The following is a 24,068-nucleotide window of genomic DNA, read 5'->3' on the forward strand; positions in this document are numbered from 1 at the left end:
GACGCCCACTAGCCGGATTCAGCCGGCAGTCTGAAGGTGATGTCGAGGGTGGTGCCGGTGGCCGCGGTGTCGAGCTGCGTCGCATCGCTGAGCGCCCTGATCAGGGGCAAGCCGCGCCCACCGTTGACCGGGTTGGCGGCCGGCGCCTTCCACGAACCGTAATCGGTGATCCGGGTGCGCACTTCGCCGTCGCCGAGGCTGGCCTCGACCACCATCGTCCCCGCGACGAATCCGCGGTAGGCGTGTTCGACGCAATTGGTGCAGGCCTCGTTGACCACCAGCACGATGTCGGCGGCCAGGTCCCCCGTGATGTGAGCGGCGCGCAGCCAGTCCGCGAGGCGGTACCGGATGCGAACCAATTGGTCTGCGGTGGCGTCCCTTTCGATGCGTAGCGGCGTCTGGTGGTGGCGGTAGATCACCATCGCGACGTCGTCGTCATAGCCGCCCGCCGGCGCCAGTTCACGAAGCATCTCGTCGGCGACGGTGTCCAGCGGTAGTGTCATCGTCTGCGCCAGAACGTCTGCCGCGCGGGCGATTCCGTCGTCGATCGACTCGTGTTTGCGTTCCACCAGCCCGTCGGTGAACAACATCAGGGTCGAGCCGGGCGGCAGCACCCGGGTGGCCTGCGGGCGCGGTTCATCGCGGCGGACCGCGAGCGGCACCGAAGCGGCGTCGGTCAACAGGGTCGTCGTGCCCGGCTCGGGGCCGATGAGCACGGCTGGCATGTGCCCGGCGTTGCTGTATTGCAACAGCCCGGTTTCGGTGTCCAGGATCGCGAGAAACACGGTGGTGCAGTAGGCGTTCGGGATGAGCGACGCCGCCGAGTCCAGCTGATCGAGCAGCACCGCCGGCTCGGCGCCGTTGATCAACAACGCTCGCGCGGAACTGCGCAGCTGGCCCATGATGGCGGCGGCGGGCAGGCCGCGTCCCACGCAGTCGCCGACGACGATGCCGATGCGGTGCTCGCCGATCGGCAGCACGTCATACCAGTCACCGCCGATCTCCAAGGGCAGCACCGCGGGTTCGTAGCGCACCGTGAAACCCGGCGGGGGCTGGATGGGCGGGAGCATGGCACGCTGGAGTGTCAGCGACGTCTCGCGGGCGCTCTCGAACTGACGAACGTGCTGCATCGCCAGACTGAGGTGGCTGATCAACACGGTGACCAGCAGGCGGTCTTCGCCACTGACCCAGCGGGGTGTGCGCAGCTCGAGCCACAACGCCAGGTCCCCGGTGCCGGAGAGCACCGCGACCAATCCCTGGGCCTTACCGGGATGATCAGGCGACTCAACGGTTTTCGCGGTCAGCGGTAGTTGCTGGCGCGCGTCGGAGAAGGTGTGACGCAACCAGGTATCCAGCTTGCGCCACGACGTTGCCGCGGGCTCGCCCGCGGTGTGGACGGTCGGGTCGCCCTCGCCGCTGGGCCACATGACCGCGACCACGCGCTGCACGTCGATCGCCGCGCGGCACTCGTCGAGCGTGATCGACAGCAACTCGTCCACGCTCCTGGCCACCGCCACCGCCGTGGCCAGGCGCAACACCGCGCTCTCCCGCGCCGCGAAAGCGCGTTCCGCGGTGATATCTCGAACGGTCCCGACGTAGGCGTCGCGATCGCTGCCGGATTCCTTGACCGCGTTGATGCTCACCTTCACCCAGGCGAGATGCCCGTCGCCATGGCGGATCGGCGTTTCGTAGTCGGCCCTGCCGTGGTTCAGCACCAGGCCGATCTGCTCGGCCGCCGTCTTGGTGTCGACCAGCCACGGGTGCGGCCACCGGTAGGGCAAACCCTCGCTGGGAAACCCGATGATGTCGATGAAAGCGCTGTTCATCTCGATCACGGAGCCCTCGTGGTCGGCGACGAAGAACCCCTCCTGCAGCGAATTCACCAGCGCGTTGCGGAATTTGTCGCGATCGGCCAGCCCCTCGGCGCGAGCCCGCTGTTCCGCGTAGCGCCTGTTGCCGTCGATGAAGCCGCGCATGGCCACGTCGAGGGGAGCCAGCAGCTGCAGCAGGAACTCCAGCGCGATCGGCCCGTCGATGCGCACGTCCTTCGCGATCTCGAAAACCAGGCGGACGTGGTTCTCGACGATTTCGAGCAGGCTGACCTGATTCTGCAGGGCCGTGCGGCCGAGCTCATTGCCGATCGACAAGTTGGCGTCATCGGGTGAGTCCAGATAGTTGCGCAACGCGGCGGCGTAGCGATCGTGGAAGTCGTCGTTGCCGCTCATGTCGAGATCCCCCTGTGCCGCGCCGTCAGCACCATCGCGTCATCGGTTTCCTTGGCGCCCTTACCGAGAATCTCTTCCGCGATGGCGACAGCGTGGGCCGAGAAGTCGACGTGATCCAGGTAATCTTCCCCGATCCCGTCGGTGCTCATCACGAGGAGGTCACCGGGGCGGATCGAAACCGCCTGTGCCGGGCGGATTTCCGGGATCCGGTAGCCGACGATGCCCGCGGTGAGACGGGCACTGGACCGGACATGGATGCCGCTGGGTGCCTTGGCCACCAGATCGGCGGTGACGTTGCCGACCCCCGTCCACGTCAGCGTGTTCGCGGCGAAATCCACCCGCACCAACGTCATCGCGACCCCTCTGGTTCCTGTGAGCAGCCGGTGGCAAAGCTGGATCAGGACTTCGAGCCGCTCGGAACTGTTGTTCTTGACCGCATCGATCGCGCGCAGTGCAGCCTCCGCGGCGGCCGGCCCGTGGCCGAGGCCATCCACCAGACCGAACAGCGCGGCCTCGCCGCCGATGTCGACTGAGATACCCCGGTCGCCGGAGGTGTACTCGCTGGGCAAGGGCCGGCCCGCCCTGGCCCACTCGATGGGTCCGAACCGGCCGCTTTCATGCACGGGGAGGGACCCATTTCCACATCTCGATGACGGTCCCCTGACCGACCGTGGACTCGACGACCAACCGGTCCATCAGGCGGCGCGCGCCCGGCAATCCCATCCCCAGCCCGCGGCCGGTCGAATATCCGTCTTCCATCGCGCGTTCGATGTCGGCGATCCCGGGCCCCTGATCCTCCGCGCGCACCACCAGGGCCTTGCGCCCCTCCCGGTCGGCCACCCCGACCCGGACGGAGCCGCGGCCGGCGTAGCTGGTGATGTTGCGCGCTATTTCGGAGATCGCGGTGGCGATCATGGTGACGTCCGTCAGCGAGAATCCCAGATCAAGGGCGAGCTGGTGTCCCGCCTTGCGGGCGTCGACGATGTCGTCGGGATGGTCGATGGCGACGACGATATCAGCCGCCACCATCGCGCCCGATCGTCGGTTTCCGCTGCGCCAGTTGACGATTCAGAAGGGAAAGGCCCTCTTCCAGGTCCAGCGCGGTGTTCATGTCGTCGAACGCCAGACCAAGCTGGACCATCGCGAACGCCACCTCGGGCTGCAGGCCGACGATCACCGTGTCCGCGCCACGCAGCCGGGTCATGTGCGCGATCGTGCGCAGCGAGCGGGCCGCAAAGGAATCCATGACGTCGATGGCGGTGACGTCGACGATGATGCCCTGCGCGCGGAACCGGCTGACGCGCTCCATGAGGTCGTAGCGCAGCCGTTCGGCGTCGGAGTCTGAGAGCGCGGCCTGCACCGAGGCGATGAGGATCGAACCCTGTTTCAGGATCGGTACTGGCATGCGGCGCTCGCGTTCCTCACTGTCACCCGGTCTGCTCGCCGGTGCGAGTCACCTCGTAACCCAGCAGCCGCTCGGCTTCCTCGATGCCGCCCTGCAGGTCGCCGACCGCGTTCATCTTCGACAGGTCCAGGCCGATCGTCACCAGCGTCAGCGCGATCTCCGAGGACAGGCCGGTGATGATCACGCTGGCACCCATCAGCCCCGACGCGTCGACGGTCTGCACCAGGTGGTTGGCCACGGTCGAGTCGATGGTCGGCACACCGGTGATGTCGATGACCACCACTTTCGCGCGGTTGGCGCGGATGGCGCGCAACAGCTGTTCGGTGACCTGGCGGGCGCGCTGGCTGTCCAGCACACCGATGATCGGCAGGATCAGCAACTGCTCACGCACCTGCAGCACCGGCGTCGAGAGCTCCCGGATCGCCTCCTGCTGCTGGCGGATGATGCGCTCACGTTCCTGCACGAAGCTGACCGCCACGGTGTTCGCGATCCGGTTGGCCGCCGGCTCGTAGGCGTCCAGCACCCGGTTGAGCATCTCGAACTCGGTCTGGTACTTCTCGAACAGCGAGCGGGCCAGCACGTCGCGGAGCAGCAGGACGATGCCGACGACCTCGTCGGTTTCCACGCCCCGCGGGATGATGCGTTCGGACAGGTCGCGGGCGTAGGCCTGCAGCGCCTCGACGCTACCGGTCTCGAGCACCTCGACGTAGTTGTCGTAGACGGCCGTGGCCTCGGAGAAGAGCTCCTCGGGGGTCATCGCGGTGAGCAGCTCGGCCTCGGTGATGCGGCGGGCCCATTCCTCCCGCAAAACGGTCCGATTCTGCCGCAGGTGCTGAACGAGCTGAGGCAACAGCCCCTCGCTGGAAATGCCGACGACTTGCGCTGCGGTGCCGGTACTGCTGAAATCCGACGTCGAATCTGACATATGGCCTCCCCAGGCCTCCCGAGTACATGTCACGCACTGCGGTCTGCAGTTCCTTTTTGCGAGACTAGCCTGGGTTGTCGCGGGCCACGTGTAGAGGGCATATTCTTCTCGCAGTTCATAACGCAGGCTAGGGTTGAACCACGCTTAAGGCACTCGAGGCCCAGGACAAAGGATTGCCATTGTCAGCTCCTGATTCGATTACCACGTTGGTTGAGGACCACGACGGCGTTTCCGTGGTCAGTGTCAGCGGCGAAATCGATTTGGTCACGGCTCCTGCCCTGGAACAGGCCATCGGCGCGGTCGTCGCGGAGAGTCCCACCGCACTGGTCATCGATCTCTCGGCGGTGGAGTTCCTGGGCTCGGTGGGGCTGAAGATCCTGGCCGCGACGTACGAGAAGCTGGGCAAGGACACCGGGTTCGGCGTGGTCGCGCGCGGCCCGGCCACCAGGCGGCCGATTCATCTGACCGGTCTGGACAAGACCTTCCCGCTGTATCCGACGCTCGACGACGCGCTGACCGCGGTGCGGGACGGCAAACTCAACGGCTAGCAACCGGGGCGCCGGCAGCCATGGGTGTCGATCATCCGGAAGACGACCAGCAATGGGACCGCAGCCAGCGCGGTGAAACCGAAATCGAACGGCTGGACCGCAATTGGAACAGCCTGCTGCAGGAGTTGCGCGTGGTGCAGACCGGCGTGCAGCTGCTCACCGGGTTCTTGTTGACGCTGCCGTTCCAGCAGCGCTTCGACGTGCTCAGCGGACCGATGCGGATCGTGTACCTGGTGACGGTGGGGTGTTCGGTGGGCGCAACGGTGCTGCTGATCGCGCCGGTCGCCATTCACCGGCTGCTGTTCCGGCGACACCGCCTCCAGGCGCTGGTGTCGGCCGCGCACCGGTGTGCCTACGCCGGGCTGGCGTTGCTGGGCGCGGCGCTGACCGGGGTGACGGTCATAATCTTTGTGGCGGTGGCCGGGGCGACGGTGGGGTTCATCGCCGGAGCGTGCGCCCTGGCGCTGTTTGCCATCTTCTGGTGGGCGTTACCCCTGACGCTGCGCACGCACGGAATGTAGTCAGCGGCCGGGCGACAACTCCGCGATCCGGGTGGTTTGCAGATGGTCGAGCAGGTCCTGCGGATCGGCGAAGATCGGGGCGGCCCCGGCCCCCTGCAACTCCGCGCGGGAGATGCCGCCGCTGAGCAGCCCGATGCACGGCACTCCGGCGGCCGCCGCGGCGTGCGCGTCCCAGACGGCGTCCCCGACGAAGACGGCGTGCCGGGCATCCACCCGGGCCCGGTCCAGCGCCACGTGCACGATGCCCGGTTCGGGTTTGGCGGTGTCGACGTCACGGGACGAGGTCGTCTCGGAGATGACGTCATCGCAATCGAGCACCTTGCGCAAGATCGCCAATTCGTCCTCGGGCGCCGAGCTGGCGAGCACGACCTGCAGTCCCAGGTCCGCGACGCGGCGCAGCAGGGCGCGGGCTCCGGGCAGCGGTTCTGACAGGGCGGTGATCTCGCGGTAGTAGTGGCTGTGCTTGTCGCTGAGCCGCTCCTGCACGTCGTCGGGCGCGTCGTCGGACAGCGTCCGCACCAGCGCTGAGCCGTCCATGCCGATGCGGCGGTGGATCTGCCACGACGCCACCACGATGCCTTCGGCGTCGAACGCGCGCCGCCACGCGTGGACGTGCAGGTAGTTGGAATCCACCAGGGTGCCGTCGACGTCGAACAGGACGGCGGGGGCGCCCGCATCGGGTCGCAACGTCATGTGGTGGGCATACCCACGCCGGGCCGGGCTGACACCGGCCGGCGGCTGAGCGGCGTGGCGGCGGCGACCCGAGCCGCCGCTCCGTTGCGAATAACGCTGGCATTCAACGGATCTCGCGAGCGACCGCGTTGGGTTGCCCCGGCGGCGTCCGGTCGGCGACGCCGGGACGCCGGGGGGACCCGCTGGCGCGTAAGCGGATGCGTGCGGCGGCCGAAATTCTTGCCCCAGATCGGTGTAGGGCGCGCGTGAACGGGGTACTGCCTGCGCCACGGGTGAGTACAGCAAAGTGCGTCAGCCCGTCTGAGAGCAGGGAGGAACTCCGATGGCGACCACCACTGACTACGACGCACGCCGTGTATCCGACAACGACACCCAGGACAAGTCCTCGCTGCGCGAGCTGGCACCGACCCTGCGCGGGGCCGGCACCACCGTGGCCGACGAGGATCCCAACGATGTCCACTTCTTCGAGCTGCCCGGCGCCGACCTGTCCGGGGAGGAGCTGACGGTGACCGTGATCCCCCAGCGGGCCGACGAGTTCACCTGCTCGAGTTGCTTTTTGGTGCAGCACCGCAGCCGGTTGCGTCGCTCCAGCTCCGGCCTGCCGGTCTGCGCCGACTGCGCGTAACGCGCCGATAGCGCCCCGGCCGCGGCGTGGCGCCGTCTCGCGCCTGCGCCGAAATGTCACAGGCTTGAACTAGGTTCATCGGACAAGTCTGCGTCGGCGCGAACGGCACGTTGAGGAGTCATGGAGAAGGTTCTCGGGTTGCTCCTCCTGCTGGGGTTAGCTCTCCCTTGGTATTTCACGCAGCAGGCCACCGGCAGCCCGCCGGCGGGGTTTTTGGCCGGCCTCGGCGGGCTCGCGCTCGCGGTCGCCGTGCTGTGGTGGCTTTCGGTGCAGCGGGACCGCCGTCAGGCCGACGCCCACCGCCGCCGCGACCTCAAACACGCGAAATCCCGGCTGCGGGCCATCGACCGCATGTCCGGTACCGAATTCGAGGAATTCGTCGCCGCCCAGCTGCGCGTCGCGGGTTACACCGTCACGCCGACCGCGAGCACCGGCGACTACGGGGTGGACCTCATCGCCAAAAGGGGCGGCGTCCGCATGGCGGTGCAGTGCAAAAGGCTGGCCAAGGCCGTCGGCGTCGCCGCGGTGCAACAGGTCGTTTCCGGGTCGCGCCACCACGGCTGCAATCGGGCGGTCGTGGTGACCAACCAGACGTTCACGAAGGCGGCCCGCCAATTGGCCGGCACCCATCAATGCCGGCTGGTCGGGCGCACCCAGCTGCAGAACTGGACGCGGGTGGCGCCCCTTCCCGTGCGGGGGAACTAACGGCCGCGAGATGCCCTGGGCCGCAGCGCGTTCGGACGGCGCGCCTCAGCGCCGGGTGGTGTCCTCGATGACCCGGCGCGCGATCTCGCGCAGCGGGGTGTTCGTGCTCTGCGACAGTTTGATCAGCGTGTTGAACGCCGTGTGGTCATCGAGGTCGTAGCGCTCCATCAGAATGCCTTTGGCCTGCCCGATGGTGTCGCGGGTGCTCAGGGCCTCCCTGAACTGTTGGGTGCGGACGACGTTGCTCCACGCCAGGGCGCCCAGCGCGGCGAAGACGGCGGCCACCCGGCGGGAATCGTCGGAAAAGGCGTGCGGGCGTTCGGCATAGAAATTCAGCGCCCCCATGCTGAGCTCGTCGGCGTACATCGGCAGTGACAGGACGCTGCGCACCGGCGTGTACGCGAGGGCGTCGGCCTGATACTTCGGCCAGCGCGAGTCGCTCCCGAGGTCGTCGATGACGACGACTTTGCGGGTCCACGCGGCGTGCACGCACGGCCCCTCGAGGTGGCGTTGCTGGAACTCGTCGAGCAACCTGGCGCAGTCGTCGGTGACCGAGGGGGTGCTGACGTCGTTCTGCCGGCTGGTGACCGTGATCCCCGCCTCCTGCGCCCCGGGCACCCAGCGCGCCGCCGCCCTGGTCAGCTCGTCCAGCACCTGAGGGAAGTCGGCCGCGTCCGCCGAATAGATGGCCCGCAGAACGTCGGTGAGCAGGGTGAGATCGTCGAAATTGGTCACTGAATGTCGCCTTCGTGCGTCGAGACCGGTTCCAGGCAAAAACCCGCGCCGTTTTCTCCCAGCCTGCGGTCTCGCGAGGCGATCATTTGTCAGTTATGACGGCGACGAATGTCAATGCTGTCTGCTCAGCATTACGGTGAGATCCACTATATCGGCCGGGTTTTGGGTGATTGCGACCGACACCGGACGAGCAAAACCTAAGTGGTCGGGGTGGCGGGATTCGAACCCACGGCCTCTTCGTCCCGAACGAAGCGCGCTACCAAGCTGCGCCACACCCCGCCTGAAGCTCCGACAGCCTATCGCACCGGGCTAGCGGCTCGCCAAACCGCGGTGCGCCACGTCACTCCCACGAGCACGAACGCTCGAACTTGACCAGCGCCCGGGCCGGGCCCGTCGGGTCCAGTCCCTGCGCCGCGACCCACTCGTCGCTGAAGTAGGTGTCGCGGTAGCGGTCGCCGCTGTCGGCGAGCAGGGTCACCACCGAACCGCTGCGGCCTTCGGCGACCATCTCGGCGAGCAGCCCGAACGCGCCCCACACGTTGGTGCCGGTGGACGGCCCCACCCGGCGCCCCAACACGGCGCTGACGTGGCGCGCGGCCGCGATCGAGGCCGCGTCCGGGACGGCCACCATGCGGTCGACCACGCCGGGGAGAAACGACGGCTCCACCCGCGGGCGGCCGATGCCCTCGATGCGCGACGAGGTGGGCATCAGAACGTCGTCGCGGTCCTCGGCGTAGGCGGGAAAGAAGGCGGAGTTCTCCGGGTCGACGACGCACAACCGGGTGGCGTGGCGGCGATAGCGGATGTAGCGCCCGATCGTGGCGCTGGTCCCGCCGGTGCCGGCGCCGACCACGATCCATTCCGGGACGGGGAAGCGCTCCTCGCCCATCTGCTCGAAGATCGACTCGGCGATGTTGTTGTTCCCCCGCCAGTCGGTGGCGCGTTCGGCGTTGGTGAACTGGTCCAGGTAGTGCCCGCCGGTTTCGCGGGCGACGCGCTCGGCTTCGGCATACACCTCGCTGGAACTCTGCACGAAATGGCAACGGCCGCCGTGGGCTTCGATCAGCGCGACCTTCGATGCGCTCGTCGCCGCCGGCATCACCGCGACGAAAGGTAGCCCCAGCAGGGCCGCGAAATAGGCCTCCGACACCGCCGTCGAACCCGACGACGCCTCGACCACCGTGGTGCCCTCGTCGATCCAGCCGTTGCACAGGGCGTAGAGGAACAACGAGCGGGCCAGCCGGTGCTTGAGGCTGCCGGTGATGTGGGTGGTCTCGTCCTTGAGGTACAGCGCTACGTCGACGTCGGTGCTCCACGCCGACGGCAGCGGATAGCGCAGCAGGTGGGTGTCGGCGCTGCGGCGGGCGTCGGCGTGGATCAGCCGGATCGCGTTGTCGGTCCAGCATCGTGAGCGGCTGCGGACCGCGATCCGGGTCCGGTCGGTCAACGCACCGAAGCTGTTGGCTGCGAACGGCTCAGGTCGCTGGCCGCGTCGCGGTCGCCCATCGGGGTGGAGATCAGCGTCAGCATGGTCGCCTCGGGCCGGCAGCAGAATCGCACCGGCGCGAACGGCGAGGTGCCCATCCCCGCGGAGACGTGCAACTGCATGTGCGCGCCCCACCGCGACGGCCCCTTCGCGCGCGAGCGGTCCAGGCCGCAGTTGGTCACCAGGGCGCCGTAGAACGGCAGGCAGACCTGTCCGCCGTGGGTGTGCCCGGCCATCACCAGTTGATAGCCGTCGGCGGCGAAGCGGTCCAGCACCCTGGGCTCCGGGGAGTGGGTCAGTCCCAGCCGCAGGTTCGCCGCGGGGCTGGCCGGGCCCGCGATGGTGTCGTAGCGGTCCCGGTCGAGGTGCGGGTCGTCCACGCCCGCGGCGGCGACGTGCAGACCCGCCACCTCGAACTCGCGCCGGGTGTGGGTGAGGTCGAGCCAGCCGCGCTCGGTGAACGCCGCCCGCAGGTCCTGCCAGGGCAGCGGCTCGCCGCGGACCCGGTGCGACGGGTTGGTCACGTAGTTCAGCGGGTTCTTCAGGCGCGGCCCGAAGTAGTCGTTGCTGCCGAACACGAAGACACCCGGCCGCGACAGCAGGTCGCCCAGGGCCTGGACGACCGCCGGGACGGCCTTCGGGTGGGCCAGGTTGTCGCCGGTGTTGACCACCAGGTCCGGCTCCCAGCCGGCCAGCTCCCGCAGCCACGCCTGCTTGCGCCGCTGGCCGGGCGTCATGTGGAGATCGCTGATGTGGAGCACGCGCAACGGTGTGGAACCCGGGCTCAACACGGGCATGGTGATCTCGCGCAGGACGAAGGCGTTGCGCTCGATGATCGCGGCATAGCCGAGGCCGGCGACGCTCGAACCGAGCGCCGCGGCACCGGCACGTATCAGGACGGGCATAACGTTCGCCATGATGGCAGCCTACTGCCGGTCGCGGACGGGCAGCGTATCTCGTGCGTCACGACGCAATCAGATTTACGGGGGCGGCGCACCGGGCGGGGCCGGCGGTGGCGGCGCCATCAACGGGATGGTGATCGGCGGCAGCCCCGGAATCTCGACGACCTGCGAGCCGACCGGCACCGGCGCCCCTTCGGGCGGCGGCGGCGGGGCGGGCGGGATGCCGTTGCTGACCTGAATGGTGATGATCGAGCCCGGAATCGTCGCGCCGCTCGGTGTCGTGCCGACCACCTCGCCCTGCTTCGCGCTGCTGTTGACGAAGTTGTTCTGGTCGGCGACCTGGAAGCCGGCCTCCTTGATGCGCGCGCGTGCCGCGTCGATGTCCAGGCCCGCCACGCTCGGCACCCGCGACCCGGGGGAGCCGTCGACGTAGCGCGGGTCGGTGGGCGGCAGTTGCACCGGGCCGAAGTTGGTGGCGATCGGTTTCATCGCGGTGAACCACGTGCGCGCGGGCTCGTTACCGCCGTAGAGGTCGCCCTCGCCGCAGTGCCGCAACGGGGACGAACACAAGTCCGTGGGGTTGGTGGAGTCATCGTAGATGTAGTTGGCCGCCGCGTAGTGGTTGGTGAATCCGACGAAGCCCGAGGAGCGGTGGGCTTCGGTGGTGCCCGTCTTACCGGACATCGGCAGGTCCCAGCCCGCCGCGCCGGCCGAACCGGACGCCGTGCCGCCGCCCAACGCGTCCTTGCTCATCGCGTTGGCCAGTGTGTTGGCCAGCCCCTCGGGGACCACCTGATCGCAGGTCTCGGTCGTCACCGCGACTTCGTTGCCCTTGCGGTCGACCACCTTGTCGATCGGGTTCGGCGGGCACCAGGTGCCCCCCGAGGCGAGCGTGGCCGCGACGTTGGACAGCTCCAGCGCGTTCACCTCGATCGGGCCCAGGGTGAACGATCCGATGTTCTGCCGTTTGACGAAGTCGGCGAGGCTCTCGTTGCTGTCGGGGTTGTAGTCGCGGGCGGTGCCGGGGTCGGCGTAGGACCGCAGCCCGAGTTTGATCGCCATGTCCACCGTGCGCGTCACCCCGACCTGCTGGATCAGCTTGGCGAACGCGGTGTTGGGTGAGGTGGCCAACGCGTCGGTCACGTTCATCGACCCGCGGTAGTTACCGGCGTTGACCACGCACCAGTTGTCCTTCGGGCAGCCCTTGGCCCCGCCGCTACCCATGCCCTTGGCCTGGAACCGGCCGGGCACCTCGAGGGTGGCGTTGATGCCCATCCCCATGTCCAGGGCCGCGGCCGTGGTGAAGATCTTGAAGACGGATCCCGCGCCGTCGCCGACCAGGGAGAAGGGTTGCGGGCGCATGGTCTGACCGGCGTCGACGTCCAGCCCGTAGGTGCGGTTGCTGGCCATCGCCATCACCTTGTGCGACGTCTTGCCGGGCTGGATCACGCTCATCACGCTCGAGATGCCCGGCAGCGTCGGGCTGGCGAACTTGTCGATCGCCGCCTTGACCGGCAGCTGCACGTCCGGGTCCAACGTCGTCTTGATCAGGTAGCCGCCCCGGGCCACCTGTTCCTTGCTGATCCCGGCCCGGGAGAGGTACTCCTGCACGTAGTCGCAGAAGAACGCCCGATCGCCCGCCGCGATGCAGCCGCGGGGCAACTCGTTGGGCTGCGGCAGGATGCCCAGCGGCGCGGCCTTGGCGGCCTGCAGCGCCTCGGCCTCCTGCGGGATGTTCTCGATCATGGTGTCCAGCACCAGGTTCCGCCGCGCGAGAGCGCCCTCGGGGTTGGTGTACGGGTTGAGCGCGCTGGTCGATTGCACCATGCCCGCCAGCAGCGCCGCCTGCTGCCAGTTCAGGTCGGAGGCGTTGATGCCGAAGTAGGTCTGGGCGGCGTCCTGCACGCCGAACGAGTTGTTGCCGAACGAGACCAGGTTCAAATACCGCGTCAGGATCTCGGGCTTGGTGAAGGTCTTGTCCAGCGTCAGCGCCATCCGGATCTCGCGCAGCTTGCGCGCCGGGGTGGTTTCCACCGCCGCGCGCTTCTCCGCGTCGGTCTTCGCGGTGACCAGCAGCTGGTAGTTCTTGATGTACTGCTGCTCGATGGTCGACCCGCCGCGCGTGTCCACGTCACCGCGCGCGTAGCCCGCCAGCCCGGTCAGGGTGCCCTTCCAGTCCACCCCGTTGTGGTCGGCGAACCGCTTGTCCTCGATGGAGACGATCGCCAGCTTCATCGTGTTGGCGATCTTGTCGCTGGGCACCTCGAACCGGCGCTGCGAATACAGCCACGCGATGGTGTTGCCCTTGGCGTCGACCATCGTCGTCACCGCCGGCACCTCGCCCTCGAGCAGCTGCGCGGAGCCGTTGGCGACCACTTCGGAGGCCCGATTGGACACCAGCCCTATGCCGCCGGCGACGGGAAACAGGAGTGCGGTGGCGACGACGCTGGCCAACAAACAGAACCCCGCGAGCTTCAAGATCGTGAGCGCGGCCGGGGGGCGGTCTGACATGGCTACTACAGTAGCGGCCCCCAGTCACGCCGCCACGCTGCAACTTCGCCCAAAAATTTCGGCGCCCGGGCCCCTCGGGTGCGCACCCAGAATTTGCGATTGCGTCACAGGTCAGACGGGTAGCCCAGTGTGCAAGATCACTTTCCCGCCGGATTTTTTGGACGAGACGGCACGCTCGTCCCAAAAAAAGCGTTATCGGACTGTTGCGCAATTGGCACCTGACCACCTAACTTAGACACACGGTGAGATTCAGGTAACACCGATGTACATGGTGAGGCGTAGATCGCAGGGTTGGATCTGCACCCAAGGAGGGCGGCCGTGACGGGCGGCCGGTAGGGAAAGGGAACGATTCGTGTCACCAATACGGCCGGCGGCGCGTAGGACAAACATCGCAGCCGCACAAGGTGTACTCCGCAGCGTCGATGCTGAAGAACGGATCGCTTGGGTCTCGAAGGCGCTCTGCCGCACGACCGATCCCGACGAACTGTTTGTCCGTGGCGCGGCCCAGCGCAAGGCGGCAGTGATCTGCCGGCACTGCCCGGTGATGCAGGAATGCGCGGCAGACGCGCTGGACAACAAGGTCGAGTTCGGGGTGTGGGGCGGCATGACCGAGCGGCAACGCCGCGCGCTGCTCAAGCAGCACCCCGAGGTGGTGTCCTGGGCGGACTTCTTCGACAAGAGCAGAAGCCGCACCGCGGGCTGACCGAGTGGGGCCCTAGGCGACCGACGTGATCTGGTCGGCGAGGGCCCGCAGCGCTTCCAGATCCGACACGTCAAACGGCAGCGAAGGAACGCCGATGACCGGCACGTGCGGATTGGCTCCGGTGAATCGGGAGAGCAATCTGACTTCCCGCTTGGCGGTCTGCGCGCGGTCGGCATGAATCCGCAGCACGGCCGCGGCCAGCGACGCGGCTTCGGAATCGGTGTCGTGCTCCAGCATCTCGGTGGCGTCGATCGCCCGCTCGGCCGGTAGCGAGCACAACGTCGGATGCGTGCGGTTCAAGACCAGCCCGGCGAGCGGCATGCCTTCCTGCGACAGCCGGTCGACGAAGAAGGACGCCTCGCGCAACGCGTCGGGCTCGGCCGCCGACACCACGACGAATTGCGTGCCACGCCTTTTCAGCAGCGCGTACGTGCGGTCCGCCTTTTCCCGGAAGCCGCCGAAGGTGGCGTCCAGCGATTGCACGAACGCGGCGGCGTCGCCGAGCATCTGTGAGCCCAGGATGGTCGACATTGCCTTCATGGCCAAACCCATTGCGCCGGTGACCAACCGGCCGATGCCGCGGCCCGGCGCCAGCAGCAGCCGCCACAACCGGCTGTCCATGAAGCTGCCCAGCCGCTTCGGCGCGTCCAGGAAGTCCAGCGCGTTGCGCGACGGCGGGGTGTCGACGACCACCAGGTCCCAGCGATCCTCGGCCAGCAGCTGGCCCAGCTTCTCCATCGCCATGTATTCCTGCGTGCCCGCAAGCGAACTGGCGACGGTCTGATAGAACTGGTTGTCCAGAATCGCTTGTGCGCGACCGGGTCCGGAGTATTGGACCACCATTTCGTCGAAGGTGCGACGCATGTCGAGCATCATCGCGTGCAGCTCGCCTTCAACCTCCGCCGCCAGCGGGACGCGCTGCGGCGTGTTGCCGAGGTCGTTGACCCCCAGCGCCTGGGCCAGCCGCTTGGCCGGATCGATCGTCAAGACGCAGACGTTGCGGCCGTATTCGGCGGCGCGCAGGGCGATCGCGGCCGCGGTGGTCGTCTTGCCCACGCCGCCCGCGCCGCAGCACACCACCACCCGGTTCGACGTGTCGGCCAGGATAGCGGCCATATCAAGCGGTTTCGGCGTGGTGCTCATCGAACTCCTTGCTGTGCAAGCGATTCCGACAGTTCGTAAAGGCTGCCCAAATCGACCCCGTCGGAGATCGCCGGAAGTTGTAGCCGCGGGACTTTCAGCGCGTCGAGCTGTTGCGCGATCTCGGAGCGGGTGGCGATCACGGTCGCGTGCTCGATGGTCTCGGTCAACAGGCCGGCGAAGTCGTTGTCGTTCAACGTGATTCCGGACTTTTCCAGCCCGGCCCGCACCGAGTCGGCGTCGACGTCCCCCTCGGCGGCCTTCGCCAGATCGGCCGGTTGCAGGTAGGAGGGGATGTTGCGGTTGACGATCACGCTGCCGATCGGCAGCTGCATGTCGGCGAGCTCCTCGATGGCCTCGAGCGTTTCCTGGACGGGCAGCGCCTCCAGCAGGGTGACCAGGTGAATGGCGGTCTGCTCGGAGTGCAGCAGCTTCACGACGCCGTCGGCCTGCGAGTGCACGGGGCCGCCCTTGGCCAGATCGGAGACGGCCTTGGTGACATCGAGAAACCGCGCGATCCGTCCCGTCGGGGGCGCGTCGACGACGATCGCGTCATACACCGGGAGCCGGTTCTTGTCGACGCGGATCACCGTCTCTTTGATCTTCCCGGTGAGCAGCACGTCGCGCAGGCCGGGCGCGATGGTCGTCGCGAACTCGATCGCACCGATGCGGCGCATCGCGCGGCCGGCGATGCCCAAGTTGTAGAACATGTCGAGGTATTCCAGGAATGCGGCCTCGATGTCGATCGCCAGGGCGTTGACCTGGCCGCCGCGTTCGGCGGTCGCGATCTTCACCTCCTGATAGGGCAGGGGTGGGACGTCGAAGAGTTGCGCAATCCCTTGGCGGCCCTCGACTTCCACGAGGAGGACTTTGCGGCCGCCGGCCGCCAGCGTGAGCGCCAGCGCCGCCGCGATCGTCGACTTGCCGGTACCGCCTTTGCCGGTCACAAAATGCAAGCGGGCCTTGGTCAGGCGCGCCGGCCAGCCGACGGCGCTGCCGCCGCTCGAAGTGGTTGCCACCTTCGCATGCTAGCCCGGCCGGGCTGGCCGGAGCGGTTCACCTCCGACCGATAAGCTCGCCGCATGAGCCAACCGACCGCCTGGGAGTACGTCACCGTCCCGTTGCTGACGCACGCCACCAAACAGATCCTCGACCAGTGGGGCGCCGACGGCTGGGAGCTGGTGTCCGTGCTGAACGGCCCGACCGGCGAACAGCACGTCGCCTACCTCAAGCGCCCCAAGTAGAGATGAGCGCCCAGCCTTCCTGGAAGGCCCGACTGGCCGAGCTCGATCTCGCGCTGCCGGAGGTGGTCGCGCCCCTGGCCTCTTATGTGCCGGCGGTGCGCACGGGCGACCTGGTCTACACCGCCGGCCAGCTGCCGATGCGGGCCGGGAAGCTGGCGGGCACCGGCAAGCTCGGCGCGGAGGTCACCCCGGACGAGGGCAAGGCGCTGGCGCGGATCTGCGCGCTCAACGCGTTGGCGGCGGTCGATTCCCTGGTGGGCATCGACTCGGTGACCCGAGTGGTGAAGGTGGTCGGCTTCGTCGCATCGGCTCCCGGGTTCAACGGCCAGCCCAGCGTCATCAACGGCGCCTCCGACCTGCTCGGCGAGGTCTTCGGCGACCGGGGCGCGCACGCGCGCTCGGCGGTCGGCGTCTCCGAGCTGCCACTGGACGCGCCGGTGGAAGTGGAGCTGATCGTCGAGGTCGGCTGACGGTCGTGACCGAGGTTGCCGAGCCGCCGACTCACCCCGCATACGGCAGGTTGCGGGCAGTCACCGACACGGTCTCGGTCCTGTTGGCCGACAACCCGGGCCTGATGACGCTGGAGGGCACCAACACCTGGGTGCTGCGCGGGCCGCGGAGCGACGAGCTGGTCATCGTGGATCCCGGCCCCGACGACGACGAGCACATCGCGCGGGTCGCCGCGCTGGGGCGCATCGGTTTGGTGCTGATCAGCCACCGGCACGGCGACCACACCGACGGCATCGACAAGCTCGTCGAGCGCACCGGCGCGACGGTCCGGTCGGCGGGCAGTGGCTTTCTGCGTGGGCTGGGCGGCGAGCTGGTCGACGGCGAGGTCATCGATGCGGCCGGACTCAGGATCAAGGTCATGGCCACCCCCGGCCACACCGCCGATTCGCTGTCCTTCGTCCTCGACGATGCCGTGCTGACCGCCGATACGATCCTGGGCCGCGGCACCACGGTGATGGACTCCGAAGACGGCAGTCTCACCGACTATTTGGAATCGCTGCACCGGTTGCGGGGGCTGGGCCGCCGCGCCGTGCTGCCCGGGCACGGGCCGGAGCTGTCCGACCTGGAGGCCGTCGCGCGCGGATACATTGCGCACCGGCATGAGCGGCTGGAGCAGGTGCGATCCGCGCTGCGCGAGCTCGGCGAGGACGCGGGGGCCCGCCAGATCGTCGAGCACGTCTACGTCGACGTCGACGAGAAGCTGTGGGATGCCGCCGAATGGTCGGTGCAGGTGCAGCTGAACCACCTGCGCGGCTAGCGCGGAGTCGCCCCGGCGAGCGTTCGCGAGCGTAACGCCATTGCGAAATTGAGCGCCGCAAATTGCAGCCACGAAGCGCTCGCAGACCAGGATTGCGCGCGCGCTTCGCGCGCGCTTACCTCGCTCGGGGTGGGATTCTCGCTCGGTTGCGCCCGCGCTTCGCGCGCGCTTACCTCGCTCGGCGCGCGAGCCTCTCGGAGTCGGAGATCAGCACGCTCTTGCCCTCGAGGCGGATCCAGCCGCGGTGGGCGAAGTCGGCCAGCGCCTTGTTCACCGTCTCGCGGGAAGCCCCCACCAGCTGGGCGATCTCCTCCTGCGTCAGGTCGTGGGTGACCCGCATGGCGCCACCTTCCTGGGTGCCGAAACGCTGGGCGAGCTGCAGCAGCTGCTTGGCCACCCGGCCGGGCACGTCGGTGAAGATGAGGTCGGCCAGGTTGTTGTTGGTGCGGCGCAGCCGTCGGGCCAGCACCCGCAACAACTGCTCGGCGATCTCGGGGCGATCGGCGATCCACGCCCGCAGCGCGTCGCGGTCCATCGACACCGCACGCACCTCGGTGATGGTGGTGGCGCTGGAAGTCCGCGGACCCGGGTCGAAGATCGACAATTCGCCGAACATGTCCGACGGGCCCATGATCGTCAGCAGGTTCTCGCGTCCATCGGGCGAGCGGCGACCGATCTTCACCTTCCCCGCGACGATGATGTAGAGCCGATCCCCCGGTTCCCCCTCAGCGAAGACTGTGTGTCCGCGGGGGAAGTCGACGGGTTGCAGCTGCTTGGTCAGCGCCGTGACCGCGCCGGGCTCAACCCCTTGGAAGATTCCTGCCCTTGCCAGGATCTCGTCCACGTTGCCTCTTCAACTTTCCCAGAAAATTAATGTATACGGGCAGGCTGATCCCTTGCTCGCGTGACGAGTCTAGAGGAACGCCATTGTGTCTAACGTGCCAACGCTACACACGATTGGCGTGTCGAGGTGCCCTAAATTGCGGATTGACGTGCGAATGGCCGTGGATTCGCGTCGGCAGAGTCATCTCGTCGCGGTCGACGAAGCCGACGGCGAATGACGGCGCGGCGTGGCGCGGCCCGTCGTTGCGCGCCGTCAACGCGGGGCCGGGCAGCTGCCTTGCCTCGCGTCGATGCAGGTATTCGAGCGCCTCGGGCATGCCCTCGGAGGCCAGCGTCCGCATGTCGACACCGCCCGCGCGCTCGAGAAACTCGTCGACATCGGCCACCGCCAGGGGGGCACGGGTGAGCTCGGATTCGAGCCGCCCCAGACCCAGCGCCGCGAGCATCAGCAGCACCGGAACCCCGGCCACCAGCAACCATGACACACGAAGAGTAAACATGGCCTTGCATCAACACGAGGTCTCGGCGAGATCACGAAATCAGTACTCTGTCGTAGGTGACAGTGGCAAAGTCGTCCGGGCGTTCGAAGTCGACGCCGGCCCAGCCCGATGGCGTCGACGCGGGGCGCTGGTCGCAGGAATCCCGAGTGGCCCTGGTGCGGCGGGCGCGGCGGATGAATCGTGCGCTGGCACAAGCGTTTCCCGATGCGCACTGCGAGCTTGACTTCACCACGCCGCTGGAACTGACCGTCGCCACCATCCTGTCCGCGCAGAGCACCGACAAGCGGGTCAATCTGACGACGCCGGCGCTGTTCAAGCGGTATCCGTCGGCGCTGGATTACGCCCAAGCCGACCGCGCCGAACTGGAAAACCTGATCCGCCCGACCGGGTTCTTCCGCAATAAGGCGTCCTCGCTGATCGGGCTGGGGCAGGCCCTGGTCGAACGGTTCGACGGCGAGGTGCCGCCGACGATGGCCGAACTGGTCACCCTGCCCGGCGTGGGCCGCAAGACCGCCAACGTCATCCTGGGCAACGCCTTCGGGATCCCCGGCATCACCGTCGACACCCACTTCGCGCGGCTCGTGCACCGGTGGCGCTGGACCACGGACAAGGACCCGGTCAAAATCGAGCACTCGGTCGGCGAGCTCATCGAGCGCAGCGAGTGGACGATGCTGAGCCACCGGGTGATCTTCCACGGCCGCCGGGTGTGCCACGCGCGCAAACCCGCATGCGGCGTCTGCCTGATCGCCAAGGATTGCCCCTCCTTCGGGCTGGGTCCCACCGAGGCGCCGCTGGCCGCGCCGCTGGTGAAGGGCCCGGAAACCGAGCACCTGCTGGCGCTGGCCGGGCTCTAAGCACCCGGGGCAGGAGACGTTGAGCCGGACGACCCGCTGGACCATCGCGATTCTGGCGGTGGTGGTGGCGCTGATCGCGGCGCTGGTGGCCCAGCTGCGCGACAACTCCGCCACGCCGGGGACGCCGGCGACCGATCGTGCGGCGGCGAACCGGGAACACCGCGACGCCGACACCCCCGCCGCGCTGGCGGGTCCGCGGCAACGCGCCGGCCTGGCGCCCTGTCCTGCCGCCGCAAGCGGTCCCGGTCCCGAGGCGCTGCGCGGCGTGACCGCCGAATGCGCCGCCGACGGTTCGGTTGTCGACGTCGCGCGCGCGGTCGCCGGGCGCCGGGTGGTCCTCAACTTGTGGGCATATTGGTGCGCGCCGTGCGCCGCCGAACTGCCCGCGATGGCCGAGTATCAACGACGGGTCGGTTCGGACGTGACGGTGGTGACGGTGCATCAAGACGAGAACGAGACCGCCGCGTTGCTGCGGCTGGCCGAGCTCGGCGTTCGGCTGCCGACCCTGCAGGACGGCCGGCGCCGGGTCGCGGCCGCGCTGCGGGTGGTAAATGTGATGCCCGCGACGGTGGTCCTGCGGCCGGACGGTAGCGTTGCGCAGACGCTGCCGCGCGCTTTCACCACTGCCGACGAGATCGCCGCGGCGATCGGAACCGACAGGGGATAAGCGGAAAAATTGAACCGACTGGAGGGGCCGTGAGTGCTGGGGGTTCGCCCCTGCGGAATGGGGACCCCGCCCCCGCGCGCGGGACCGTTCCGCTGACACCTGACGCCTGCCCGTCCTGGCTGCGTCCGCTGGTCGACCACGTCGACGACGTCCCCGACGCGGCCCGGCGCCGCCTGCCGGCCGACGTGCTGGCGATGATCACCACCAAGGCCGCGTCGGCGGTCACCACCCTGCGCGGAGCCGCCCGCGACGCCGCGGTCCTGGTGTTGTTCTCCGGCCCGCAATCCGGCCCGCCCGGTGGCGGCCCGCCCGACGACGCCGACCTGTTGCTCACCGTGCGGGCGTCGACCTTGCGCCACCACGCCGGCCAGGCGGCATTCCCCGGCGGCGCCGCCGATCCCACCGACGACGGCCCCGTGGCCACCGCCCTGCGCGAGGCCCATGAGGAAACCGGAATCGACGTCAGCAGGCTTCATCCCCTGGCCACCATGGAGCGGATGTTCATCGCGCCCTCGCAGTTTCACGTCGTGCCGGTGTTGGCGTACTCGCCGGACCCCGGTTCGGTGGCCGTCGTCAACGAGGCCGAGACGGCGATCGTCGCGCGAGTTCCGGTGCGCGCCTTCATCAATCCGGAAAACCGGTTGATGGTGTACCGCGGCGACCTCGGCCGCCGATGGGCCGGCCCGGCGTTTCTGCTGAACGAGATGCTGGTCTGGGGATTCACTGGCCAGGTGATCTCCGCACTGCTCGACGTCGCCGGCTGGGCGCAGCCATGGGACACCGCCGACGAGCGGGAGTTGGACGCGGCGATGGCGCTGGTCGGTGACCGGGGTGAGCCCCGCCGATGAACATGAATTCGATGACCCCGTCGCAGTGGTTGGATATCGCCGTGCTGGCGGTCGCCTTCATCGCGGCGGTCTCGGGCTGGCGGTCCGGGGCGTTGGGGTCGCTGCTGTCGTTCGTGGGGGTGTTGCTCGGTGCCATCGCGGGGGTGTTGCTGGCGCCCCACCTCGTCAGCCACATCGCCGCGCCGCGCGCGAAATTGTTTGCGGCACTGTTCTTGATCCTCGCGCTGGTCGTCATCGGCGAGGTCGCCGGCGTGGTGTTGGGACGCGCCGTCCGGGGCGCGATCCGCAGCCGCTCGATCCGAACCCTCGACTCGGTGATCGGCGTTGGGGTGCAGCTCGTCGTGGTGCTGACGGCCGCGTGGCTGTTGGCGACGCCGCTGACCCAGTCGAAGGACCAGCCCGAGCTGGCCGCAGCGGTCCGGGGTTCGCGAGTGTTGGCTCAGGTCAACGAGGTAGCGCCGCCGTGGCTCAAGACGGTGCCCAAGCGGCTGTCCGCGCTGCTGAACACCTCCGGGTTGCCCGCGGTGTTGGAGCCGTTCAGCCGCACTCCGGTCATCCCGGTCGCCTCGCCCGACCCCGAGCTGGCCCGCAACCCGGTGGTGCAGGCCACCGCTCCGAGCGTGGTCAAGGTGCGCAGCCTGGCCCCCAGCTGCCAGAAGGTGTTGGAGGGCAGCGGATTCGTGATCGCGCCCGACCGGGTGATGACCAATGCGCACGTGGTGGCCGGCTCCAACAGCGTTCAGATCTACGCCAGCGGCAATCCCCTCGACGCCACCGTGGTGTCCTACGATCCGTCGGTCGACGTCGCGATCCTGGCGGTTCCCAACCTGCCGCCGCCACCGTTGCCGTTCGCGCAGACCGAGGCGAAGACGGGTGCCAGCGTCGTCGTGCTGGGTTATCCGGGCGGGGGCAACTTCACCGCGACCCCGGCCAGGATCCGGGAGCTGATCAAGTTGAGCGGGCCCGACATCTACCGGGACCCGGCGCCGGTCACCCGCGACGTCTACACGATCAGAGCCGGTGTGGAGCAAGGCAATTCGGGCGGACCGTTGATCGACCTCGACGGCCACGTGCTCGGGGTGGTGTTCGGCGCGGCCGTCGACGACCCCGACACCGGCTTTGTGCTGACCGCCGATGAGGTGGCCGGTCAGCTCGCCAAAATCGGTGACACGCAGACGGTGGGCACCGGGTCCTGCGTCAGTTGATGCCGGCCCGGGAGCCGTGCACCTGTTCGAGGAACCTCATCAGGTGCCTGTTGACTTCCTCGGGGGCCTCTTCGTGGCTGAAATGCCCTGCGCCCGCGATGGATACATAGCGCCCCTGCGGCGCGTAACGTCGCGTCCGATCGACCGGGTCGGCCAGCACATAGGGATCCGCCTCACCGCGTAGGTGCAACAGCGGCACACTGAGCCGCTGGCACATCGATTTCATGAACCGCCTGCCTTCGTCGCGCAGCTGGCTGCGCGCCGCCCAGCGCTGGTATTCCAGCGCGCAGTGCGCGGCGCCCGGGATCTGTATCACCGTCCGCAGGTGGCCGATGGTCTCGGAAAAGTCCTCGGATGCAAGCCATTTCGCGCAGCTGCGGCTTCGGACCAGGCGTTCGATCTCGGCCGCGTCGTCGCGGGTCAGCAGGCGCTCGGGCCACAACGGCACCTGGTAGGGGAGCAGGGTCTGCAACAGCGCATAACCCTGGTCGCGGCGCGTCAACGTGGAGCGCCGCAATGCCGCCGGGTGCGGCGAGCTGATCAGCGCGATGGCCGACACCAGCCGCGAATGCAGCAGCGCGGTGGCCCAGCAGGCCAATCCGCCGTCGGCGTGGCCCACCAACGTCGCCGAGGAGTGCCCCAGCGCCCGGATGAGCCCGGCCGTGTCCCCGGCCAGCGTCCACCCGTCGTAGCCACGGGGCGGCTTGTCGCTGCCGCCGTAGCCGCGCAGGTCGACGGCCACCACGCGGGCGCCGGTCAGGCCGCGCAGCTGATGACGCCAGGACCACCAGAACGAGCCGAATCCGTGCAAGAGCATCACCAACGGCCGCGCCGTCGGCGGCAGTCCACCGGCGTCGCGGGCGCTGACAGCCTCGACGACGTGAAAGCGGATGCCGTTGGCGTGCACATCCAGGTGGCGCCACGGCCCGTCGATGCGGGTTACCGACGGATCGGGCGGCGGCATCTACCCACCCGAGGGATCGCCGGCGGCGTCGCGCTTCGCGTGCCTGCCGTGGCTCCCGGTGAGTTGCTTGTCATGGCCCGGGGTGAGCGCGGTGCGGGTCTCCTTGACCGATTCGATCGTCTCGCGCGGCCCCCGAATCCGGCGGACCTTGAGGAAGCCCAGCAGGGCCAGCACGGCGCCGACCACCACCATGATCCCGAAGACGATCAGATACGCCACCCAGCGCCACAGCCAGGTGTCGAGCAGTTCGGCGACGAAGAAGAAGAAAAAGAAGGTGGAGTAAAACAGCACCGCCAGCGCGGCGATGAAGAAGACGCTACCGGTGAGGCCCTTTTTGACGTCGCGGGTAATTTCGGCGCGGGCCAGTTCGACTTCGGCGCGCACCAGCGTGGAGACCTGGGTCGTCGCGTCCTTGATCAGGTCGCCGATCGACGACTCGGCGGGCTTGGCGTGCGGGTCGGTCAACGGGATCGTGGTCAGCGTGCTGGGCACGCCGTTCTTGCCATCGGCTTTGCTCACAGACCGTCCTCTTTCGTCGTCGCCAGGCTCGCT

Annotated in this window: 28 protein-coding genes and 1 tRNA gene; 12 read left to right on the top strand and 17 right to left on the bottom strand. The window is 68.4% G+C overall.

Annotation, left to right across the window (positions count from 1 at the left end; translation table 11 throughout):
• Positions 1 to 8: 8 nt before the first annotated feature.
• Genes W7U_RS23320 through W7U_RS23340 form a run of 5 tightly spaced genes read right to left on the bottom strand, consistent with a single transcriptional unit; the run spans position 9 to position 4,555 of the window.
• Entirely contained in the window at positions 9 to 2,225 is a 2,217-nt protein-coding gene (locus W7U_RS23320; protein WP_008263300.1) for a SpoIIE family protein phosphatase, read from the bottom strand.
• Complete coding sequence (locus W7U_RS23325) at positions 2,222 to 2,848, bottom strand: SpoIIE family protein phosphatase (RefSeq protein WP_008263307.1); 627 nt, start codon at positions 2,846 to 2,848, stop codon at positions 2,222 to 2,224. The genes W7U_RS23320 and W7U_RS23325 overlap by 4 nt, the downstream gene beginning before the upstream one ends.
• Positions 2,841 to 3,251 (bottom strand): anti-sigma regulatory factor, encoded by a 411-nt coding sequence (locus W7U_RS23330; RefSeq protein WP_014378935.1) that lies wholly within the window; start codon positions 3,249 to 3,251, stop codon positions 2,841 to 2,843. Before W7U_RS23330 ends, W7U_RS23325 begins: the two co-directional genes overlap by 8 nt.
• Complete coding sequence (locus tag W7U_RS23335; RefSeq protein WP_008263312.1) at positions 3,241 to 3,630, bottom strand: STAS domain-containing protein; 390 nt, start codon at positions 3,628 to 3,630, stop codon at positions 3,241 to 3,243. Before W7U_RS23335 ends, W7U_RS23330 begins: the two co-directional genes overlap by 11 nt.
• 22 nt (positions 3,631 to 3,652) lie before the next feature.
• On the bottom strand, positions 3,653 to 4,555 hold the full coding sequence (locus W7U_RS23340) for an STAS domain-containing protein (protein WP_008263314.1): 903 nt from the start codon (positions 4,553 to 4,555) through the stop codon (positions 3,653 to 3,655).
• 179 nt (positions 4,556 to 4,734) lie between these two features.
• Here W7U_RS23340 and W7U_RS23345 point away from each other — a divergent pair, with 179 nt between their 5' ends.
• Together W7U_RS23345 and W7U_RS23350 are read left to right on the top strand one after the other, a co-directional pair.
• Positions 4,735 to 5,103, top strand: a complete 369-nt coding sequence (locus W7U_RS23345; RefSeq protein WP_008263316.1) for an STAS domain-containing protein — start codon at positions 4,735 to 4,737, stop codon at positions 5,101 to 5,103.
• Positions 5,104 to 5,123: 20 nt separating this feature from the next.
• Positions 5,124 to 5,624, top strand: a complete 501-nt coding sequence (locus W7U_RS23350) for a DUF6328 family protein (protein WP_008263317.1) — start codon at positions 5,124 to 5,126, stop codon at positions 5,622 to 5,624.
• Here W7U_RS23350 and W7U_RS23355 read toward each other — a convergent pair whose 3' ends face one another.
• Positions 5,625 to 6,317, bottom strand: coding sequence for an HAD family hydrolase (locus W7U_RS23355; RefSeq protein ID WP_008263319.1), 693 nt, complete (start codon positions 6,315 to 6,317; stop codon positions 5,625 to 5,627).
• A 322-nt stretch (positions 6,318 to 6,639) separates the two neighbouring features.
• On the opposite strand from W7U_RS23355, the gene W7U_RS23360 reads away from it, so the two are divergent.
• Both W7U_RS23360 and W7U_RS23365 read left to right on the top strand, forming a co-directional pair.
• A complete protein-coding gene (locus W7U_RS23360; protein WP_008263321.1) occupies positions 6,640 to 6,942 on the top strand; it encodes a DUF4193 domain-containing protein in 303 nt (100 codons plus the stop codon).
• A gap of 120 nt (positions 6,943 to 7,062) precedes the next feature.
• Positions 7,063 to 7,647 (top strand): restriction endonuclease, encoded by a 585-nt coding sequence (locus tag W7U_RS23365; protein ID WP_008263324.1) that lies wholly within the window; start codon positions 7,063 to 7,065, stop codon positions 7,645 to 7,647.
• 45 nt (positions 7,648 to 7,692) lie between these two features.
• On the opposite strand, the gene W7U_RS23370 is transcribed toward W7U_RS23365, so the two are convergent.
• The 5 genes from W7U_RS23370 to ponA2 form a co-directional block, all read right to left on the bottom strand.
• The gene (locus W7U_RS23370) at positions 7,693 to 8,382 is read right to left on the bottom strand and encodes a GAF and ANTAR domain-containing protein (RefSeq protein ID WP_008263325.1); all 690 of its coding nucleotides are present in this window, start codon (positions 8,380 to 8,382) and stop codon (positions 7,693 to 7,695) included.
• Between the two features lie 202 nt (positions 8,383 to 8,584).
• Positions 8,585 to 8,661, bottom strand: a tRNA-Pro gene (locus tag W7U_RS23375).
• Between the two features lie 61 nt (positions 8,662 to 8,722).
• Entirely contained in the window at positions 8,723 to 9,829 is a 1,107-nt protein-coding gene (locus W7U_RS23380) for a PLP-dependent cysteine synthase family protein (RefSeq protein ID WP_008263327.1), read from the bottom strand.
• Complete coding sequence (locus W7U_RS23385) at positions 9,826 to 10,785, bottom strand: metallophosphoesterase (RefSeq protein ID WP_008263336.1); 960 nt, start codon at positions 10,783 to 10,785, stop codon at positions 9,826 to 9,828. The genes W7U_RS23380 and W7U_RS23385 overlap by 4 nt, the downstream gene beginning before the upstream one ends.
• Positions 10,786 to 10,848: 63 nt before the next feature.
• Positions 10,849 to 13,281, bottom strand: a complete 2,433-nt coding sequence (gene ponA2, locus W7U_RS23390; protein ID WP_008263338.1) for a transglycosylase/D,D-transpeptidase PonA2 — start codon at positions 13,279 to 13,281, stop codon at positions 10,849 to 10,851.
• Positions 13,282 to 13,633: 352 nt separating this feature from the next.
• Between ponA2 and W7U_RS23395 the strand changes: the two genes are divergently transcribed.
• Positions 13,634 to 13,984, top strand: coding sequence for a WhiB family transcriptional regulator (locus tag W7U_RS23395; protein ID WP_008263340.1), 351 nt, complete (start codon positions 13,634 to 13,636; stop codon positions 13,982 to 13,984).
• Positions 13,985 to 13,996: 12 nt separating this feature from the next.
• Here the strand turns inward: W7U_RS23395 and W7U_RS23400 are convergent, their stop codons facing one another.
• A complete protein-coding gene (locus tag W7U_RS23400; protein ID WP_008263342.1) occupies positions 13,997 to 15,127 on the bottom strand; it encodes an ArsA family ATPase in 1,131 nt (376 codons plus the stop codon).
• Positions 15,124 to 16,143 (bottom strand): ArsA family ATPase, encoded by a 1,020-nt coding sequence (locus W7U_RS23405; RefSeq protein ID WP_008263344.1) that lies wholly within the window; start codon positions 16,141 to 16,143, stop codon positions 15,124 to 15,126. Before W7U_RS23405 ends, W7U_RS23400 begins: the two co-directional genes overlap by 4 nt.
• A gap of 63 nt (positions 16,144 to 16,206) precedes the next feature.
• Between W7U_RS23405 and W7U_RS26005 the strand changes: the two genes are divergently transcribed.
• The 3 genes from W7U_RS26005 to W7U_RS23415 are packed head-to-tail and all read left to right on the top strand — an operon-like array spanning position 16,207 to position 17,635.
• Positions 16,207 to 16,368 (top strand): DUF4177 domain-containing protein, encoded by a 162-nt coding sequence (locus tag W7U_RS26005; protein WP_008263345.1) that lies wholly within the window; start codon positions 16,207 to 16,209, stop codon positions 16,366 to 16,368.
• 2 nt (positions 16,369 to 16,370) lie between these two features.
• A complete protein-coding gene (locus W7U_RS23410; protein WP_008263347.1) occupies positions 16,371 to 16,838 on the top strand; it encodes a RidA family protein in 468 nt (155 codons plus the stop codon).
• A 5-nt stretch (positions 16,839 to 16,843) separates the two neighbouring features.
• Positions 16,844 to 17,635 (top strand): MBL fold metallo-hydrolase, encoded by a 792-nt coding sequence (locus W7U_RS23415; RefSeq protein ID WP_008263349.1) that lies wholly within the window; start codon positions 16,844 to 16,846, stop codon positions 17,633 to 17,635.
• Between the two features lie 169 nt (positions 17,636 to 17,804).
• On the opposite strand, the gene crp is transcribed toward W7U_RS23415, so the two are convergent.
• Positions 17,805 to 18,479, bottom strand: coding sequence for a cAMP-activated global transcriptional regulator CRP (crp, locus tag W7U_RS23420; RefSeq protein WP_007772229.1), 675 nt, complete (start codon positions 18,477 to 18,479; stop codon positions 17,805 to 17,807).
• A gap of 103 nt (positions 18,480 to 18,582) precedes the next feature.
• On the bottom strand, positions 18,583 to 18,978 hold the full coding sequence (locus W7U_RS23425; RefSeq protein WP_026071050.1) for a hypothetical protein: 396 nt from the start codon (positions 18,976 to 18,978) through the stop codon (positions 18,583 to 18,585).
• 173 nt (positions 18,979 to 19,151) lie between these two features.
• On the opposite strand from W7U_RS23425, the gene nth reads away from it, so the two are divergent.
• From nth to marP, 4 genes are read left to right on the top strand one after another with little or no spacing between them, the layout of a single operon-like run.
• Positions 19,152 to 19,832, top strand: a complete 681-nt coding sequence (gene nth, locus W7U_RS23430) for an endonuclease III (RefSeq protein WP_009954795.1) — start codon at positions 19,152 to 19,154, stop codon at positions 19,830 to 19,832.
• A gap of 19 nt (positions 19,833 to 19,851) precedes the next feature.
• Positions 19,852 to 20,499, top strand: coding sequence for a TlpA disulfide reductase family protein (locus W7U_RS23435; RefSeq protein WP_008263360.1), 648 nt, complete (start codon positions 19,852 to 19,854; stop codon positions 20,497 to 20,499).
• Between the two features lie 29 nt (positions 20,500 to 20,528).
• A complete protein-coding gene (locus W7U_RS23440; RefSeq protein ID WP_008263366.1) occupies positions 20,529 to 21,347 on the top strand; it encodes a CoA pyrophosphatase in 819 nt (272 codons plus the stop codon).
• 11 nt (positions 21,348 to 21,358) lie between these two features.
• A complete protein-coding gene (marP, locus tag W7U_RS23445) occupies positions 21,359 to 22,552 on the top strand; it encodes an acid resistance serine protease MarP (protein ID WP_008263368.1) in 1,194 nt (397 codons plus the stop codon).
• Here marP and W7U_RS23450 read toward each other — a convergent pair.
• Together W7U_RS23450 and W7U_RS23455 are read right to left on the bottom strand one after the other, a co-directional pair.
• Positions 22,545 to 23,516 (bottom strand): alpha/beta hydrolase, encoded by a 972-nt coding sequence (locus W7U_RS23450; protein WP_008263370.1) that lies wholly within the window; start codon positions 23,514 to 23,516, stop codon positions 22,545 to 22,547. The two genes, marP and W7U_RS23450, sit on opposite strands and share 8 nt — an antisense overlap.
• Positions 23,517 to 24,035, bottom strand: a complete 519-nt coding sequence (locus W7U_RS23455; protein ID WP_008263372.1) for a phage holin family protein — start codon at positions 24,033 to 24,035, stop codon at positions 23,517 to 23,519. It lies immediately after the preceding gene.
• Positions 24,036 to 24,068: the final 33 nt, after the last annotated feature.

This window comes from Mycobacterium sp. H4Y, from assembly GCF_000364405.1.
GTDB lineage: Bacteria > Actinomycetota > Actinomycetes > Mycobacteriales > Mycobacteriaceae > Mycobacterium > Mycobacterium intracellulare.